At 66.3% G+C, this 17,243-nt stretch carries 14 protein-coding genes; 8 read left to right on the top strand and 6 right to left on the bottom strand.

Annotated features, from left to right (window positions below):
* Window positions 1–325 precede the first annotated feature (325 nt).
* The 4 genes from Q322_RS0100200 to Q322_RS0100215 all read left to right on the top strand — a co-directional run bounded on the left by Q322_RS0100200 (window position 326) and on the right by Q322_RS0100215 (window position 4,878).
* Entirely contained in the window at window positions 326–1,477 is a 1,152-nt protein-coding gene (locus Q322_RS0100200; RefSeq protein WP_029474757.1) for a DUF418 domain-containing protein, read from the top strand.
* A gap of 305 nt (window positions 1,478–1,782) precedes the next feature.
* The gene (locus tag Q322_RS0100205) at window positions 1,783–2,277 is read left to right on the top strand and encodes a low molecular weight protein-tyrosine-phosphatase (protein WP_029474758.1); all 495 of its coding nucleotides are present in this window, start codon (window positions 1,783–1,785) and stop codon (window positions 2,275–2,277) included.
* 55 nt (window positions 2,278–2,332) lie between these two features.
* A complete protein-coding gene (locus Q322_RS0100210) occupies window positions 2,333–2,914 on the top strand; it encodes a Jag family protein (protein WP_029474759.1) in 582 nt (193 codons plus the stop codon).
* Window positions 2,915–3,333: 419 nt separating this feature from the next.
* A complete protein-coding gene (locus tag Q322_RS0100215) occupies window positions 3,334–4,878 on the top strand; it encodes a DEAD/DEAH box helicase (RefSeq protein WP_029474760.1) in 1,545 nt (514 codons plus the stop codon).
* A gap of 262 nt (window positions 4,879–5,140) precedes the next feature.
* On the opposite strand, the gene Q322_RS0100220 is transcribed toward Q322_RS0100215, so the two are convergent.
* Window positions 5,141–5,542, bottom strand: coding sequence for a DUF4174 domain-containing protein (locus Q322_RS0100220; protein ID WP_051667947.1), 402 nt, complete (start codon window positions 5,540–5,542; stop codon window positions 5,141–5,143).
* Window positions 5,543–5,552: 10 nt separating this feature from the next.
* Window positions 5,553–6,752, bottom strand: a complete 1,200-nt coding sequence (locus tag Q322_RS0100225) for an acyl-CoA dehydrogenase (protein ID WP_415831082.1) — start codon at window positions 6,750–6,752, stop codon at window positions 5,553–5,555.
* Between the two features lie 291 nt (window positions 6,753–7,043).
* Here Q322_RS0100225 and Q322_RS0100230 point away from each other — a divergent pair, with 291 nt between their 5' ends.
* Together Q322_RS0100230 and Q322_RS0100235 are read left to right on the top strand one after the other, a co-directional pair.
* Complete coding sequence (locus Q322_RS0100230; RefSeq protein WP_029474765.1) at window positions 7,044–8,729, top strand: acyl-CoA carboxylase subunit beta; 1,686 nt, start codon at window positions 7,044–7,046, stop codon at window positions 8,727–8,729.
* A gap of 70 nt (window positions 8,730–8,799) precedes the next feature.
* Window positions 8,800–10,011, top strand: a complete 1,212-nt coding sequence (locus Q322_RS0100235; protein WP_029474767.1) for an acyl-CoA dehydrogenase family protein — start codon at window positions 8,800–8,802, stop codon at window positions 10,009–10,011.
* A gap of 48 nt (window positions 10,012–10,059) precedes the next feature.
* Here Q322_RS0100235 and Q322_RS0100240 read toward each other — a convergent pair whose 3' ends face one another.
* The gene (locus tag Q322_RS0100240; protein ID WP_034417116.1) at window positions 10,060–10,590 is read right to left on the bottom strand and encodes a hypothetical protein; all 531 of its coding nucleotides are present in this window, start codon (window positions 10,588–10,590) and stop codon (window positions 10,060–10,062) included.
* Between the two features lie 89 nt (window positions 10,591–10,679).
* Here Q322_RS0100240 and Q322_RS0100245 point away from each other — a divergent pair, with 89 nt between their 5' ends.
* The gene (locus tag Q322_RS0100245; protein WP_029474771.1) at window positions 10,680–12,380 is read left to right on the top strand and encodes a DNA polymerase/3'-5' exonuclease PolX; all 1,701 of its coding nucleotides are present in this window, start codon (window positions 10,680–10,682) and stop codon (window positions 12,378–12,380) included.
* Window positions 12,381–12,392: 12 nt separating this feature from the next.
* Here Q322_RS0100245 and Q322_RS0100250 read toward each other — a convergent pair whose 3' ends face one another.
* Together Q322_RS0100250 and Q322_RS0100255 are read right to left on the bottom strand one after the other, a co-directional pair.
* A complete protein-coding gene (locus Q322_RS0100250; protein WP_156952801.1) occupies window positions 12,393–12,653 on the bottom strand; it encodes a CAP domain-containing protein in 261 nt (86 codons plus the stop codon).
* A 348-nt stretch (window positions 12,654–13,001) separates the two neighbouring features.
* Entirely contained in the window at window positions 13,002–14,252 is a 1,251-nt protein-coding gene (locus tag Q322_RS0100255; RefSeq protein WP_029474775.1) for a tetratricopeptide repeat protein, read from the bottom strand.
* 324 nt (window positions 14,253–14,576) lie between these two features.
* On the opposite strand from Q322_RS0100255, the gene coaE reads away from it, so the two are divergent.
* A complete protein-coding gene (gene coaE / locus Q322_RS0100260; protein ID WP_029474776.1) occupies window positions 14,577–15,194 on the top strand; it encodes a dephospho-CoA kinase in 618 nt (205 codons plus the stop codon).
* A gap of 240 nt (window positions 15,195–15,434) precedes the next feature.
* Here coaE and Q322_RS0100265 read toward each other — a convergent pair whose 3' ends face one another.
* On the bottom strand, window positions 15,435–17,129 hold the full coding sequence (locus Q322_RS0100265) for a CTP synthase (RefSeq protein WP_029474778.1): 1,695 nt from the start codon (window positions 17,127–17,129) through the stop codon (window positions 15,435–15,437).
* Window positions 17,130–17,243: the final 114 nt, after the last annotated feature.

The following is a 17,243-nucleotide window of genomic DNA, read 5'->3' on the forward strand; positions in this document are numbered from 1 at the left end:
CCTTCAGTTGAGTGCAGGCTACACGCATTCGGGCGCAGATTCCACTGCCCAGTTCAGGAAAATCGGGCAGGGGGATGAAGGGTGATATGCGTTGCGTTCCATTCCAGAATGCACAGGAAAGCGCCGTCTGTACTTCCAGATCACGCAACGCGTGTTCTTTGCTTCTCCTGCCAGCCGGATTACAGTGAGGACTCCAGCCACAATCTGAGATGAGCAGGGGCCGGGGCCGGGCCTCCGGGCGGCATGGGAAAGTCGTGAACACCACGCAGAATGAGTGCCTCTTCGGTCTTCGCACATCAGCAGGGCGCGCGCTAGCCTAGATCCCATGACTGCCCCGCCGCCGCTGCCGCCGGACGCCGCGCCGCCCGCCCACAGCGAACGCGGCCCGGTCAGGACGCGCGCCCCGCTGCCGGACGTGCTGCGGGGGCTGGCCCTGCTGGGCATCCTGCTGGTCAACGCCCAGGATTTCGCGGGCTTCCGCGAGTGGACCCAGACCGGGCTGGACCGCGCCGTGCAGGTCCTGACCGATGTGCTGGCCAATGGCCGGTTCATCAGCATCTTCGCCATGCTGTTCGGCTGGGGCGCGGCGGGGCTGCTGCAACGGCAGGGCATCGCAATTTTCCTGCGGCGGCATCTGGTGCTGCTGGCGGTGGGATCGCTGCATTTCATGCTGGTGTGGCATGGCGACATCATCTCGCTGTATGCGGTGCTGGCCTTTTTGCTGCTGGCCACCGCCCGCCTGACGGCGCGGGGGCTGGTCACGCTGGCAGCGGTGCTGGGCGCATGGTGGCTGGGCCTGGGCCTGCTGGAAGGTTTTGCCGCGCTGGCGCAGGGCCTGGGCGCGGCCAGATTCACGGGTCTGCCCGCCCTGTTCGCCGGTCAGACCTATCCAGAGGTGGTTTCCGGGCGGACCGACGAGTTCCTGGGTGATCTGATTGGGGGCGGCCTCTACAACGGCGCGTGGCTGCTGTCGCTGCTTAGCCTGGGCGCGGCGGCGGGGCGCGCGGGCGTGTTGCTGCGCCCGCACGACCACCCCCGGCTGCTGCGCGGGCTGGCACTCTGGGGCCTGCTGACCGGGTTGCCGCTGGGCGCGCTGCTGGCGTGGCTGAACACGCGGGGCGACTATGCCAGCGGCCTGCTGGCCATTCCGGTCCGCATGGGCGGCGGGCTGGCCTCGGCGCTGGGCTACGTGGGCGTGATCGGCCTGCTGACCGTGCGGGAGCGCCTGGGGCCGCTGCGCGCCTTCGCGGCGGGCGGGCGCGTCGCCATGAGCAACTACATCGCCCAGAGCCTGATCATGACCGCCATCTTCTATCCCTACGCGGGCGCGCAGTTCGGTCAGTGGGGCGCGGCGCTGTCGGTGGGGCTGGCGCTGATCGTGGGTCTGTTGCAACTGCCGATCAGCGTGTGGTGGCTGCGCCGCTTCGGCACGGGTCCGCTGGAATGGCTGGTGCGGCGGGTGGTGTACTGGAAGTGATGAGAGGTCTAAGCGTCTAGAGCATTTGTCCGAGTTACAGCACCATGAAAAGAAACTCCCGATGCCTCCATTCTCTCCTACGGAGCTGTGCCAGTCCCAGATACTCGGCAACATTAACCCACTGTCTTGGGCAGAACAGACTGTCGCCATGAATTGACGCCCACAAGGACGCCGCTCCTCCCCATAAGGACGCTTGCCCACCCGTTCGGTTAAAACAACTCTTTTGACTGATGCTCTAAAAGGATGCCGGGCAGTTGGACCGTGTAACGGTTTGACCGTCCCTCTGCCATGCCACAATCCGATTCATGACTTCCCCCACCCCACCCCTGCGCGTGCTGGCACTGTGTCTGGGCAACATCTGCCGCAGTCCGCTGGCCGAGGCGCTGCTGCGCCGTGAGCTGGAGGCCGCCGGGGTGCGGGCCACGGTGGACAGCGCCGGGACCGGGGACTGGCATGTGGGCCGCCCCGCCGATCCACGAAGTGCCGAGGTGGCCCGCACACATGGTCTGGTCCTGAATGGCCGCGCCCGCCAACTGACCGCGCAGGATTTCACGGACTTCGACGTGATCGTGGCGATGGACGCCCAGAACCTGCACGACGCCCGCCAACTGGCCCCGGTAGACGCGCGGGCCAGCCTCCACCTGATGCGCGAGTGGGATGCCCAGGCCCCCGGCGCGGATGTGCCGGACCCCTATTACGGCGGCTCCGATTCCGATGGTCTGGGCGGTTTTGAGACCGTGTACGCCATGCTGGAGCGCAGCGCTCAGGCCTTCGCGGCGCAACGCAAACGGGCGGACTGAAGCTTTCTGGGGTCATGTGGGAAACTGGTGAGAGGCGCGCGGTAGACTGCGGGGCATGGACAACCGCACGAATCTCGACGATTACCTCGCGGAGCTGGGCATCAGCGAGGCGGACGAGAGCGTCACGCCGCCGCCCGCGCCCGAGACTCCCGGCACCATGCCCACGCTGGAGGCCGCCGCCACGGACCCCAGAGCCGTGTTGGAACGCTTTCTGCGCGGGCTGATCGCGCGCATCGATCCCGAACTGAATGTGACCGTCCGTGAGGTCGACGACGCCATCGAGGCCGAGATCAGCGGTGAGAACGCGGCCCGACTGGCCGGACGCGACGGGCGCACGCTGGGGGCCATCGAGGTCATCGCCTATACGGTGCTGTCCAAGCAAGAGGGCCGGGGCGATACCCGCGTGCGGGTGGACATCGGCGGGTTTCGCAAGCGCCAGGCCGACACCCTGACCAAGCTGGCCGAGAGACTGGCCATCGGCGTGGCCAAGAGCGGCGAGGCCCACGAGCTGCAACCCATGCCCGCCGCCGAACGCCGCGTGATCCACATCGCCCTCAAGGAACACCCCGACGTGATGAGCGAGAGCGTGGGCGAGGGCGCGTCGCGGCGGCTGATCATCAAACCCCGGCACGGGTAGGGGCAGGGCCAGATTGAGATTGTGGGGTTGCTAGACCCGTCTCACCCTTCCGGTTGAATTCCCTCGAAAGGAAGGCGAGAAAATTCTCGTGCTAAACGATCTTCTGTGCCCCCTGGCTCCCCTCTGAGGGAGGTTGGCAGTGAAGCGGACTGAGGGGTTTTCTCCCAGCCCGTCCCCAGCCCTGTGACACTGCCTTCGTATCGGCAGTGGGCTGGGTTGGTGTTGTACTCACACAAATGCGGCATAGTGGGGACGAACGCGGGCCTCTGAAGCCTGCTGGTGCCTTTTGCCGGAGGTGCCTGGACTGCAAGCTCGCGAGCGTCACGCAGTCTGACACGGCCCTCCCGCCCCTCATTCCAACGTTTCTTCCCCAGCCGATTTTCGGCGCGTTCACCTGTGGACGCACCCAGAGGATATCCATGACCCGAACCCGTACCCCAGACCGCCCCCGCAACCAGAACGACGCCCAGCCGCAGACCCGGCAGGCCGCCCCGCAGTTCGCCGCTCAGACCACCGACTGGCACAGCATGCTGGGTCACGACACGCCCACCCCGGTGCAGGCCGGGGCCATTCCCGCGCTGCTGAGTGGCCGCGACGTGATCACCACCGCACGCACCGGCAGCGGCAAGACGCTGGCCTTTCTCATTCCCGCCGTCGTGCGGAGCATCGGCATGAATCCCGTGCGCGGCATGCGCCCCGAGGTGCTGGTGGTCACGCCCACCCGCGAACTGGCCGTGCAGATCCGCGACGTGGCCCGCGAGCTGGGCATGACCGCCGGGCGCATCACCGGGGGCATCACGCCGGGGCAGACCCGCAGCGAGGCGACGGGCAAGGGCCTGATCTCCGGCACGCCGGGCCGCCTGAAAGACCTGATCAGCCGCCGCGAGCTGAACCTTTCCGGGCTGCGTTACGTGGTGCTGGACGAGGCCGACGAGCTGCTGTCGCTGGGCTTCCTGAAAGACGTGGGCGACATTCTGCGTTCGGCCCAGACTCAGAGCCAGGCTCAATCGGGGCAGAAACTCCAGATCGCGATGGCCTCGGCCACCTTTCCCGCCGAGATTCGCACGGTGGCCCAGCAGTTCATGGTCAACCCCGAGCGCATCGACATCGCCCCCGCTGCCCGCGCCGAGAACACCAATCAGGACGATATCCTGGGCGGCGCGACCGGGGCCACGCACCTGCTGGTCCACACCACCCGCGACGACGTGATGGACGTGGCCGCCGAGCAGGCCCGCGAGGCGTTGCGTGCGCCGGGCGGCTGCGTGGTGATTTTCAGCCGCACCAAGTCCCTGGTCAAACGCCGTGCCGAACGCCTGGAGGGGATGCTGCCCGGCGAGATCGTCAGTCCCTTGCAGGGCAACATGGACCAGAAGAAGCGCGAGCGCACCATGGCCCTGCTGCGCGACGGCAAATCCCGCGTGCTGGTGGCCACCGATATCGCCGGGCGCGGCATCGACCTCCCCGAGGTGCGACTGGTGATCCACATGGACGTGGCGCAGACCGCCGAGGACCATGTTCACCGTTCGGGCCGCACCGCCCGCGCGGGCCGTCCCGGCGTGAACCTGGTGCTGCTGATTCCCGAACAGCGCGGCCTGTGGCAGACCGTGCGCCGCAATCTGCCGCCCGCGCTGCACCCGCCACTGACCAACCAGGAGGCCCAGGTGGACCGCGCCATTCAGGAGAAGCAGGGACGCGGCTCCGGCAACGGTCTGATGCCCGGCGAGAGCGGTGGCGGACGTGGCAGAAGTCAGGGCGGACAGGGCCGGGGTGGGCAGGGTGTCGGCCAGTCGCGCGGTCAGTCTCAGGCCCGTGGACAGGCCGGACATTCGGATCGGGGCGGGCGCGGCGCGCAGCCGTCCGGCCAGCGGCGCTCGGACTCGGGCGGCAGCGCACCGGCTGGCACAGGGGCGGGCCGCGTGGGACCGCAGCCCGCACGGGGCCGGGGCGGACGCGGGCGCGGCTGACACGAGGTTAAAAACAAGTTCCGGTGGTGAGATTTTCCTGCCGCCCGCCCACCCCACCAGGAACGAACAGGAGCAGGCTTGGCGACGTGCTCAGCGTTTTGACGAGTGCTGCTCCGCGCGCCACAGCATGCAGACCGTTCCGCTCCATTCTGGGTGGCCTCTACCGTGATCACCTGCGATCTGAGGCTGCTCATGTCTGCTGATGGCCGTGACATGGCAAGCTGCAAGCTCATCAGGAGGCTTTCTCCCTAATGCCCCTGTCTTAACGCCCCCGCGCCCGCCGCTCCTGCTGTCGCATGGGCATGGTGTCGATCAGGGCGGCCACGGTGTTCAGGGCTGGAAAGGTCGTGTATCTGGCCTTGATGCCCGTGTCCTTGCCGATCAAGGCGGCGCGGCCATATGGCGCGCCCACCCTGCCGCCGGGATCGGCCAGCAGGGTCACCATCAACGTGCCCGGGCCATTTAACCGCGCGTCGCCAGGCGGGAGCAGCGCCACCACGCGCAGATCACGCACCTGCAAGGCCGCGTCCTGCCGCCGAACTTCGGCCAGGTAAGAGGCGGGCGGGTCGCTTAAAATCAGCAGGCGTTCCTTGCTCAGCACGTCTGCCAGGGACCACGGCTGACCCTGCGCGGTCTGGAGGGTAAAGCCCAGCGCCAGCGCCATCAGCACCGGCTCAGCCGTCCAACTCCGCGAACACGGCCCGGCTGATCACCAATTGCTGAATCTCGGAGGTTCCCTCGTAGATCTCGGTGACCTTGGCGTCGCGGAACAACCGCTCCACCGGGTAATCGCGGCTGTAGCCGTTGCCGCCGAAGATCTGAATGGCGTCGCGCGCGCAGTCCACCGCTGCCTCGGAGGCCAGCAGTTTGGCCATGCTGGCCTCCTTGCCGTAGGGAGCGCCCTGGTCCTTGAGCCACGCGGCTTTCAGGGCCACCAGGCGCGCACTCTCGATGCGCGCGGCCATGCGGGCAATCTTGAACGACACGCCCTCGAACTCGCGCAGCTTCTTGCCGAACTGCTCGCGCTCATTGGCATACTTGCTGGCGTGTTCCAGCGCCGCCCGGGCAATGCCGATGGCCTGCATGGCAATACCAATCCGCCCGGCATCCAGGCTGGCGAGGGCCACGATCAGCCCCTGACCTTCCTCACCCACCATATTTTCAGCGGGAACGCGCACGCCATCGAAGGTAACGGTGGTGGTGTGCGCGGCGTGCATGCCCAGCTTTTCCTCCGGCCTGCCGAAGCTCAGGCCGCCCATGTCCTTCTCGACGATAAAGCAGCTCACGCCGCGCGCACCGGGGCCGCCCGTGCGGGCCATCACCAGATACGTCTCGGCCTGACCGCCGCTGGTGATCCAGGCTTTCGCGCCGTCCAGCACCCAGTCGTCGCCGCCCCGCACCGCTTTGAGGCGCAGGCTGGCGGCGTCACTGCCCGCGCTGGCCTCGGTCAGACAAAATGCGCCGATCTTTTCCCCGCTGGCAAGGGGCTTGAGGTACTTCCCGCGCTGTGCGTCGGTGCCGTATTTCAGGATCATCTGTTCGGGCAATCCGTTCTGCACGCTGACGATCACGCCCACACTGGCATCCGCCGCGCAGATTTCTTCCAGACACAGGGAGTAGGTCACGCTGTCCAGGGCCGCGCCGCCCCACTGTTCGGGGACGGTGGCCCCCAGCAGGCCCATCTCGGCCAGGCCGCGCAACTGCGGGTGGGGAAACTCGCCGCTGCGGTCATACTCGGCGGCGTGCGGCGCGATCTCGGCGCGGCAGAAGTCGCGGACGTGTTGCACGATCATGCGGCTGTCGTCATTCAGGGCAAACCCCATGCCACTGGTCATGCCGCTTTCGGCGGGAACGGGCGGGTCGGTAACGGTCATGCTTCAGTTTACCAAGTGAGGGTTGGGATTATGGGCCTTCAATACTGACCCGGCGAGCTGGAGTTGTCATAAGCAGCGTTGCCTCCGGACCTGCGACACGGGCGATTCTGGCCTCTCATTCGGCAGGTTTATGGCCGTGAGGCTGGCTGACGTCCTGGGCAACCCTCACTGAGGAAGTCTGCCTCTCGCTCGCTTCAGCTTCACCGTGCCCTCACCACCCGGCTTTCTTGCTGGAGTGTGCCTCCTCTTGCCCCACAACCTAACGAGCGTTTGTTAGACTGCCCATTACAGATGACCGAAACCGACACCAGCGCCCCGGCGCAGTCTGCCGCCAGCTCCGGCCCGGCCAATACAGCCTGGGCTGATGCCCTGGCACGCCTTGAAGCCGATCAGGGCAGGGTTCGCGCGGGCGGCGGGGCAAAGGCCCAAGCCCGCCAGCACGACAAGAACCGCCTGACCGCCCGCGAGCGCATCGCCCGCCTGACCGACACCGATACGCCGTTCGACGAGCTGATGACCTTCGCCGGGTGGGAGATGTACGCCGATGTGGGCGGCTGCCCCAGCGGCGGCGTGGTCACCGGCATCGGGACCGTGGCGGGCCGTCCGTGGATGGTGATTGCCAACGACGCCACCGTCAAGGCGGGCGCATTCTTTCCCATCACCGCCAAAAAGGTGATCCGGGCGCAGACTATCGCGCTGGAAAACCATCTGCCGCTGATCTATCTGGTGGACAGCGCGGGCGTCTACCTGCCCATGCAGGACGAGATCTTTCCCGATCAGGACGACTTCGGGCGCGTGTTTTACCTGAACGCCCGCATGAGCGCGCGGGGCATTCCGCAGATCGCGGCCATCATGGGCAACTGCGTGGCGGGCGGCGCGTACCTGCCGGTCATGTGCGACACCCTGATCATGACCGAGGGTTCGGGCCTGTATCTGGCCGGGCCTGCGCTGGTGCGGGCCGCGATTGGACAGGTGGTGGACTCCGAGGAACTGGGCGGGGCCGACATGCACGCCGCCATTGCCGGAACCGTGGACTACAAGGAGCCGGACGATGATGCGGCATTGAAGCGGGTGCGGGCGCTGGCCGATCTGTACGCGCAGGGCGACGTCGCCCCGTGGGCCAGACGCCGCGCAGAGGTGCGGGAGGCGTCCGGGCGTGACCTGGAGGAGATCGTCGGCTTCGAGAGCGTCAAGACCTACGATGTGCGCGATCTGATCACCGCAATGACGGATGGCGGCGAGTTCCACGAGTTCAAGCCGGAATACGGCGAGACCATCGTGTGCAGCTTCGCGCGGGTGGGCGGCTATCCGGTGGCCTTTGTCGCCAATCAGCGCACCGTAATCAAGAAGAAGCTCAAGGCGGGCGGTGAGCCGGGCCTGCGAACGCGAATCGAGGTGGGCGGCGTGATTTACGGCGACTCTGCCGACAAGGCTGCCCGCTTCATCCTGGACGCCAATCAGGCCGGGGTTCCCCTCGTTTTCCTGTCTGATGTGACCGGCTTCATGGTGGGCCGCGACTCCGAGCAGGAGGGCATCATCCGCCGGGGGGCGAAGCTGGTGAACGCCGTAAGCAACAGCGTGGTGCCCAAGATCACCATCATCACGGGCGGCAGCTTTGGCGCGGGCAATTACGCCATGAATGGCAAGGCCTTTGGCCCGCGCTTCATCTTTGCGTGGCCCAGCGCCAAATACGCCGTCATGAGCGGCAACGCGGCGGCCAAGACTTTGCTGGACATTCAACTCGCGGCCCTGAAGCGTGCTGGACATGAACCGGACGACAAGGAATTAAAACGCCTCTACGATGAGGTCAAGTCCAAGTACGACACCGAACTTGATCCCCGTTACGCCGCTTCCCGCCTGTGGGTGGATGAGATCATCCCGCCCAACGACACCCGTGACCGCCTGATCCGCGCGCTGGACGCCTGTGCGGGCAATCCGCATCAGGATGAACTGCGGGTGGGTGTATTTCAGGTTTAGGAAAATCAGACCTCGAATCTCAAAAACAGACACCCATCAAATCCGTTGGAAGCAATTGGAGGTAACACCCATGACCAGTACCCTTGACCGCACCACCCCCGCCATCAGCCCCAACGTGCAGCCCATGAACGACGATCAGCGCACGATCGTCAGCGCCCTGAAGTCCTTCCTCAAGAATAAGGTGGAGCCGGGCGCTGCCGAGCGGGACCAGACGGGGGAATTTCCCATGCAGATCGTGGGGGAACTGGGCGAGATGGGCATTATGGGGGCGCAGACGCCCGAGGAATACGGCGGCTCGGCGCTGGACACCGCCACCTTCGCCATGATCATCGAGGAAATTGCAGCGGTGGACGGCTCGCTGTGCCTGACCGTCGCCAGTCACAATTCGCTGTGCCAGGGCCACATTTTAATTGGCGGCACTGAGGAACAGAAGCAGAAGTTCCTGCCGGACCTCGCCTCGGCCAAGAAACTGGGCGCATGGGGCCTGACCGAACCGGGCAGCGGCAGCGACAGCGGCGGCCTCCAGACCAAAGCCGTAGAGCAAGAAGACGGCTCATGGATGCTGAACGGCTCCAAGAACTTCATCACGCAGGGCAGCGTGGGCGGCACCTACGTGATTCTGGCGCGCACCGACGCCGCGCGCGAGGGAAAGAGCAAGAACGACGGCATCAGCGCCTTCGTGTTCAACAGGGATGAGGTCACGGGCTTTAGCGTTGGCCGCAAGGAAGACAAGCTGGGCCTGAGAAGCAGCGACACCGCCCAACTGATCTTTGAGGATATTCACCTGCCCGCAGACGCCCTGCTGGGCGAGCGCGGCAATGCCTTTAGGGACGTGATGAAGGTGCTGGACGGCGGGCGTGTGGGCATCGCTGCGATGGGCCTGGGCCTGGGCCGGGCCGCCTTCGAGTTCGCCGCCAAGTACACGCTGGGCCGCGAGCAGTTTGGCAAGCCGATTGCCTACAACCAGGACATCTCCTTCCGGCTGGCGAACATGGACACCAAGCTGGAGGCCGCGCGCCTGCTGATCCGCAAGGCCGCCGACCTCAAGGACGCGGGCGAGACCTTCACCACGCCTGTGGCCCGCGCCAAGCTGTTCGCCACCACCGTGGGCGTCGAGGCCTGCGACGAGGCCATTCAGATGCTGGGCGGCTACGGCTACGTCAAGGAATACCCCGTCGAGCGCTTCTGGCGCGACAACCGCCTGACCCGCATCGGCGAGGGCACGGACGAGGTGCAGCGTCTGGTGATCAGCCGGGACGTGTTGAAGCGCTTTGCGGACTGAGTAATTCAAATAGAAAATGGGTGGGAGGCTTGATGCTTCCTACCCTCTTTAATCTTCCTCCAGCTCCTCCATAAACTCGTCGTAAAGCCACTGGAGCTGATCGGAAAAACCGTAGCCGAAGCCGTCGCCGTCCCGGACGAGCTGGCCCAGACGTTCTTGCGGCACTGCTTCGGCATTGAGGGTGCGCGCCCGGTTCAGGGCGGACTCGAAGACCTTTTCCATGCTGCTGTAATTGTTCTCCGGCCAGTCGCCGTAGGCGTTCAGGCACCGAATCCCCGCCTCCACGTAGCGCAGCTCCGCGTCCAGCGCCTGCACGGGCGAGGCGACTTTCAGGTAGGCCGCCAGCGCCTTTTTGGCCCCGCCCACCCGCATGGTGGGCAGGCGGCCCTCGTCACGGAAGGCTCTGAGCAGTTCGCTGTCCAGCTTGGCCAGCAGGTCACTGCTGTCGCCTTCCAGCAGCGCCGTGAGCAGACGTTTGTTGGTGACGTTGGCCCTGAACAATTCCTCGATCAGGCCGCACAATTCGGGCGCGTCCATCTCGGCGACAGTTTTTCGCAACTGGGACAGGGTCAGGGGCATGACTGTATTTTGCCTCCCGTTGGCCCGGGATGAACGTCACTCTGCAAGGGGCGGCAGAAAATGAGGGCAGGCCGCACTAAACTGCCCCTGTGGCTGACCTGACCCGCAAATCCCTTGTCCACACCCTCAATTCCACCGCCGATCTGCTGGACCTGCTGGGCGAGGAAGCCTTCCGCGCGCAGGCGTACCGGGGGGCCGCCCGCAGTCTGGAGGGGCTGGAAGCCGAAGCGTCCGATCTTGCGGCAAAAGACTTCGCGGGCATTCCCAAGGTGGGCAAGAACATCGCCGCCGAACTGGGCGCGTACATGCAGACCGGAACTTTTGGCCCGCTGGAGGACGCCGCCAGCCAGATTCCGCCCGGTGTGCTGGGCCTGTTCCGCGTGCGCGGGCTGGGGCCAAAAAAGATTCGTGCCCTGTGGGACGCCGGTTTCGACTCGCTGGAACGCCTGCGCGAGGGCGCACAGAATGGCGGGGTAGCCTCTACCAAGGGCTTCGGGGCCAGGAGTGCAGCCACCATTCTGGAGGCGGTGGACTTCGCGCTGGCCTCCCAGGAACGCCAGAGCCTCAGCAGCGGGCTGGACGTTTCGCAGGCGCTGGCGACGCGGCTGGCCGATCTGGACGGGCGCATCTCCGGCGACGCGCGGCGAGGCCTGGACACCGTGCGGGTGGCCCGCGTGACGGTGACGGGAATGGCGGAGGAAGTGGAGGCGCGGCTGGCGGGCGTGGTGGAAGACCTCGCCCCGGTAGAAAAGAAGCCGGTGCTGGCGGGCCGGGTGGACGGCGTACCCGTGGAAATCGCTTACGCCCCCGCCGAGGCACGCGGCGCACTGGACCTAATGATGGGCGGCGCTGCGGGCTACCGCGAGGAACTGCGGGCGGAGGCCAAAGCGCGCGGTTTCGATCTCAGCGGACGCGGACTGAAGAAGGACGGGCAGATGATCCCCGCCCCCGCCGAGCAGGACGTGACCGACGCACTGGGCCTGCCCCTGCGCCCCGCCGAGTACCGCGAACCCGAACACGACGCCATCTGGCAGACGCTGCCGCAGCCAGAGCAACTGGTCACCGTGGGAGACCTGCGCGGCATGCTGCACACCCATTCGGTCTGGTCCGACGGCGCGGCGACGGTGCGCGACATGGTGGGGGCGGCGGTGGCGCTGGGGCACGCCTATCTAGGAACCGGGGACCACTCGCGCGCTGCGCACTACGCCAATGGCCTGAGCATCGAGCGCCTGCACGCCTACATTGCAGAAATCCGGGACTTGCAGGCCGAGGGGCTGCCGGTGCTGGCCGGGGCCGAGGTGGACATTCTGGACGACGGCGCGCTGGACTACCTGGACGAGGAGCTACTGAAACTGGATTACGTCGTCGCCAGCGTCCACAGCCTGTTCACGCTAGACCCCGCAAGGCAGACCGAGCGGCTGGTGCGGGCCGCCTCGCACCCGCTGATCACGGTGCTGGGCCACCCCACGGGCCGCCTGCTGCTGCGCCGCCCCGGCTACGCGCTGGACCTGGACGCCGTGCTGGCCGCCTGCGAGGCGAACGGCACGGTGGTGGAGATCAATGCCAACGCCGCCCGCCTGGACCTGGACTGGCGCGAGGCCCTGCGCTGGCGTGAGCGCCTGACCTTCGCCATCAACACCGACGCCCACGTTCCCGGCGGCCTGGCGGATGCCCGCTTCGGGGTGGCGGTGGCGCGCAAGGCGGGGCTGAGGGCCGATCAGATCATCAACACGCTGGGTCAGGCAGAGTTTCTGGACTTCGTGGCGCGGCAGCGGGCGGCGCGGGGCTGAGTCGAGGAGCCGTCATTGCCCAGACCTTGAGTGTGTATCCAGATCCTGCACCCAGTCGGCGCTGTGGTCGCCGCCTGTGCTGGGAGGTTGGCCGAAGCCCACTTCCTTGAAGGCTGGATTCATCAGCGCCTCGCCGTGGCCCTGATCGCTGCTCAGGCCGCCGGTGTAGCCCGCCTTCTTGGTGCGGTCCTGTGGTCTGAACCCGTCCGGCGAGACGCGTGCAAAACGGTTGTGCGCCGCCACCTTTTGAACGGCGAGAGTTGAATGCCTCAAGGGATCGTCGTCAAGGAACCTGCAAAGTAGGACGCGGAGTCCTGCCAGCGGGTGACGGCAGGGGGGATGAAGGGGGAATCTCTGACGCCGCTCTCGGTCAGTCAACATGGCCCCAGCGGAAAAAGGGGCCAGATGCACGCGGCACTGGCCTCTTCCTCTCGCTTCCCCTGTCCTCCTGACGCTCTAGAGCATTTGTCCGAATTACAGCATCGGGAAAAAAGACTCCCGATGCTTCCACTCTCCCAAATACTCGGCAAAATTCACTCACTGTCTTGGGCAGGACAGACGCCCATGAAGACGCTTGCCCGCCCGTTCGGTCAAAAGTGGACAACTCTTTTGACAAATGCTCTAGCGCACGCGGGCCAGCCCGTCCTGCGCGGCCTTGTATGTGGGGCTGAGTTGCAGGGCGCGGTCGTAATTCTCGCGGGCCTTCAGGCGGTCCGGGGCCACTGCCCCTGCGCCGCGCTCGTAGCTGAGTCCCAGGTAGTACAGGTACTCGGGGGTGCGGCTGCCCAGCGAGGCCGCGCGGGTCAGCGAGTCGCGCGCTCCTTTCAGGTCACCGACATCCAGGCTCAGGCGGCCCAGGTAGTAGTAGAACTCGGGATTGCGCAGCGGGTCCAGGGTCACGGCCTGGGTGAGCTGGGTCTTGGCGGTGGCGCGGTCCCCGGCCAGGTAGCTGACCACGCCGTACTGCCCCACCGCGTAGGCATTGGCGGGGGCCAGCCGGGCGGCCTGGGCAGCCTCGGATTTGGCTGCGCCCGCGTCGCCGTTCAGGGCCAGCAGCTTGGCGTAGTACGCGCGGTTGTAGGGATCGCGCGGATCGGCGATCACGGCCTGTTGCAGGTAGTCGAGCGCTGCCTTCAGGTCCCCGGTGGCGTAGTACATGTCGCCCAGATTGAACAGCAGCACGCTGTTGTCGGGGTTCAGGGTGTTGGCCTGCTTAAAGGCCTCGATGGCCCTGCCGGCGTCGCCCTGCAACTTGTACACGTAGCCGCGGTCGTTGTAAATCCGGCTGAGGCTGACCTCGCCCGGCTTGCCGGTCTGCGCCTTGGCAAAACCCACGGCGCTGTCCAGCACCTTTAACGCCTCGGGCAGGTTGCCCACAAAGGCCTGCGGATCGCCCGAGCCGATGTACTGCTGCACGTAAGCCTGAGACAGGTAGATAAAGGCGTTCAGGTTGCGCGAGTCCAGCTCCAGCGCCTTTTTCAGCGTCTCCAGCGCCGGGCCGAACAGGCGCAGCTTGACCTGCGAGCGCCCCAGCCCCAGCAGCGCCTCCACATTCTTGGAGTCCAGCTCGGAAGCGGCGCGGAAGGCCACATACGCCTCGTCATACTTGCCCTGCTCGTAATTGAACACGCCCTGGGCCACGTAATTGGCCGCCGGAATGGTGCGCGGTGCGGCGGGCGCAGCCTCTGTGGGAGAGGGCGTGGCCGGGACAGGCGCGGGCGTGGCAGGCGCAGTCTGCGCGGGCGGCGGCTGCACCGGGGCGGGCGGCTGGACCGGTGCCGTCTGGTCCTGGGCCAGCGCGCGGCCCAGTGTGGCGGCCAGCAGGGTGGCGGCCAGCAACAGCAGACCGGGAATACTCGTGCGTCGATTCACTTGGAAGACCTCCGTGGGTTGGCAATGGTGGGGTGAGTTTCACAGATCATACTGTGCTGGCCCCCTCGCCCATTCATACTGTGCTGGCCCCCTCGCCCATCCAAAACCACGTCCTGACCGTCATGGGACACGCCCGGCATGATACCGGAGCGCCGGGCACGTGGGGGTGAAGCACCAGTGAGAGCGGCGGAAGAAGGTGCGGAGCGCGCAATGGTTTCATCTGGCCGCAGTGTCCACTCCCAGTTTGACGCGGGGCTGACGGCCCACCTGCTCCGCACAGTCCACCTGCCCTGCACAGTCCACCTGCCCCGTATAGTCACGGCCATGGCTGGCTCCAAACCTTCATCTGCCCCGCCGCAGCGCCTGGGCCTGACTGGCAGCATCGGCGCGGGCAAGAGCACCGTGGCGGCGCTGCTGCGTGAGCGCGGACTGAGGGTGCTGGACGCCGACGCCCAGGCCCGCCTGGTCACGGAGGAGCCGGAGACCCTGGCCCGGATCGGGGCCGCCTTTCCCGGCACGGTCAGGGGCGGCGTGCTGGACCGCCCCGCCCTGTCCGCCGTCGCCTTCGCCGATCCGGTTCGCCTGGCCGAGCTGAACGCCATCGTCCACCCCCGCGTGCGCGCCCGCATGGCGGCGCTGGAACAGCAGGCGGCGTACGCGGGCGCACGCTGGGTGGTACAGGACATCCCCCTGCTGTTCGAGGGCGGCCTGGAGACGGGTATGGACGCCGTGCTGGTGGTGGACGCCCCGCTGGAATTGCGCGTGCAGCGAGTGATGGAACGTAGTGGGTTCTCGCGTGAAGAGGTGCTGGCCAGAGACGCCCGCCAAACCCCCGCCGCCGAGAAGCGGCAGAAGGCCACGGTCGTGATCGAGAACGGCGCTGGCCTGCCCGAACTGGAAGCCCAGGTGGACGCGGCGCTGCGGGCGCTGGGCATCGCGTGAATGTCCAGCTCTGCGGTTAGAGCATTTGTCACAAGAGCTGTTCACTTTTGACGGAACGGGCGAGCAAGCGTTCACATTGGGAGAAAGAGCGTCCTCATGGGCGGCTGTTCGTGATGACCGTCTGTTCTGCCCAAGACGATGAGTGAATGTTGCCGAGTATGTGGGAATAGCACAGCTCCGCAGGAGAGAATGGAAGCATCGGGAGTCTTGCTTTCCGATGCTTCCATTCGGACAAATACTCTAAACCGTCAGCCGGTTGGACCGTTTGGCCTTCTGCCGTTCCAGCGCCGCCGCCACGAAGCCTGCGAACGGCGGACTGGGGCGCATCGGGCGGCTCTTGAATTCGGGGTGGGCTTGCAGGGCCACAAAAAAGGGATGGCCAGGAATCTCGATGCTCTCCACCAGTCCCGCGCCCCGGCCCGCCACCCCTGGCGTCACGCCACTGATGGTCAGGCCCGCATCCTGAAGGCGCTCGGTGTAGGCCGGATTGACCTCGAAGCGGTGGCGGTGGCGTTCGCGCACGGTGCCGCCCTCGGGGACGCCGTATAACTCGGCGATCTTGGTTCCGGCCCGCAGGTCCATCGGCCAGTCGCCCAGCCGCATGGTGCCGCCCAGCCCGGCGATTTCTACCTGTTCGGGCATCAGATCGATGACCCGGTGCGGGGCGTACTCGTCGAACTCGGCGCTGTTGGCCCCCTCTAATCCGGCCACGTTGCGGGCGTACTCGATCACCGCAATCTGCATGCCCAGGCAGATGCCCAGGTACGGCACGCCGCCCTCGCGGGCGTACTGCGCGGCATGAATCTTGCCCTCGATGCCCCGGATGCCAAAGCCACCGGGCACCAGAATGCCGTCCACGTCGCCCAGTTGCGCTTCCAGGCCGCCCTCCTGCCCGATGCCCTCCTCGCCGCTGCCCTCCTCCCCACTGGACGGGTCCAGTTCCTCGGCATTGATCCACTTGATATTCACGCGGGCGTCGTTGGCGATTCCGGCATGCGTCAGCGATTCCAGCAGGCTCAGGTACGCGTCGGGCATGGCGGTGTACTTGCCCGCCAGCGCAATCGTGACGGCGTGCGTGGGCTGCTTGATGGTCCGCACCGCGCCTACCCACACGCCCAGATTGGGATGCACCCGCTCCAGCCCCAGCAGGTCCTCCACCGCCTTGCCCAGCCCCTGCTCCTCCAGCGTCAGCGGCACCTCGTAGACGTGCGACACGTCGTAGCTGCTAAAGACCCGGTTCTCGCGTACGGAGGTGAACAGGGCGATCTTGCGGGTGATCTCGGACGGCAGTTTTTCCTTGCTGCGGACCATCACGATGTCGGGACTGATGCCCACCGAGCGCAGGGTGGCCACCGAATGCTGCGTGGGCTTGGTCTTGAACTCGTTGGAGGTGCCCAGGTACGGCACCAGGGTCAGGTGCAGGTACAGCACGTGCTCGTCGCCCTCGTCGAAGCGGAACTGCCGGATGGCCTCCAGAAAGGGCAGCGATTCGATGTCGCCCACCGTGCCGCCCACCTCGATCAGCACGATCTCCGCGCCCGCGTTCTCGCCCGCCACCTTGATCCGGCGCTTGATCTCGTCGGTCACATGCGGGATGACCTGAACGGTCTGTGACAGGTAATCCCCGGCGCGCTCCTTGCGAATCACCTCCTGGTAGACCTGCCCGGTGGTGATGTTGCTGCCCGGTGGAATGTCCAGGTCCAGGAAGCGCTCGTAATTGCCGATGTCCAGATCGGTTTCCGCGCCGGAGGCGGTCACGAAGACCTCGCCGTGTTCGTAGGGGCGCATGGTCCCCGCGTCGATGTTGATGTATGGATCGATCTTGACCGCCGTGACCCGGTAACCGCGCGCCCGCAGCAGCGCGCCCAGGCTGGCACTCGCCACGCCTTTTCCCAGAGAACTGACCACGCCGCCCGTGACAAAGATATATTTCATGCTGCCCAAATCTCCAAGCGCCTGACCCCCGCACGCGGCCTGTGCGCGTTGCTGGCGGGGCCAGAAAAGAAAAACCGGGGCGCTCGGCCTCCGGGATTTGATGGTATCACGCCC

The sequence above is a fragment of the Deinococcus frigens DSM 12807 genome (genome assembly GCF_000701425.1).
In the GTDB taxonomy this organism is placed as follows: domain Bacteria; phylum Deinococcota; class Deinococci; order Deinococcales; family Deinococcaceae; genus Deinococcus; species Deinococcus frigens.

Bases quoted from the DNA above. Each gene is read 5' to 3' on its own strand.
- Q322_RS0100200 (WP_029474757.1), top strand. From the start codon at position 326: ATGACTGCCCCGCCGCCGCTGCCGCCGGACGCCGCGCCGCCCGCCCAC.
- Q322_RS0100205 (WP_029474758.1), top strand. From the start codon at position 1,783: ATGACTTCCCCCACCCCACCCCTGCGCGTGCTGGCACTGTGTCTGGGC.
- Q322_RS0100210 (WP_029474759.1), top strand. From the start codon at position 2,333: ATGGACAACCGCACGAATCTCGACGATTACCTCGCGGAGCTGGGCATC.
- Q322_RS0100215 (WP_029474760.1), top strand. From the start codon at position 3,334: ATGACCCGAACCCGTACCCCAGACCGCCCCCGCAACCAGAACGACGCC.
- Q322_RS0100220 (WP_051667947.1), bottom strand. From the start codon at position 5,542: ATGGCGCTGGCGCTGGGCTTTACCCTCCAGACCGCGCAGGGTCAGCCG.
- Q322_RS0100225 (WP_415831082.1), bottom strand. From the start codon at position 6,752: ATGACCGTTACCGACCCGCCCGTTCCCGCCGAAAGCGGCATGACCAGT.
- Q322_RS0100230 (WP_029474765.1), top strand. From the start codon at position 7,044: ATGACCGAAACCGACACCAGCGCCCCGGCGCAGTCTGCCGCCAGCTCC.
- Q322_RS0100235 (WP_029474767.1), top strand. From the start codon at position 8,800: ATGACCAGTACCCTTGACCGCACCACCCCCGCCATCAGCCCCAACGTG.
- Q322_RS0100240 (WP_034417116.1), bottom strand. From the start codon at position 10,590: ATGCCCCTGACCCTGTCCCAGTTGCGAAAAACTGTCGCCGAGATGGAC.
- coaE (WP_029474776.1), top strand. From the start codon at position 14,577: ATGGCTGGCTCCAAACCTTCATCTGCCCCGCCGCAGCGCCTGGGCCTG.
- Q322_RS0100265 (WP_029474778.1), bottom strand. From the start codon at position 17,129: ATGAAATATATCTTTGTCACGGGCGGCGTGGTCAGTTCTCTGGGAAAA.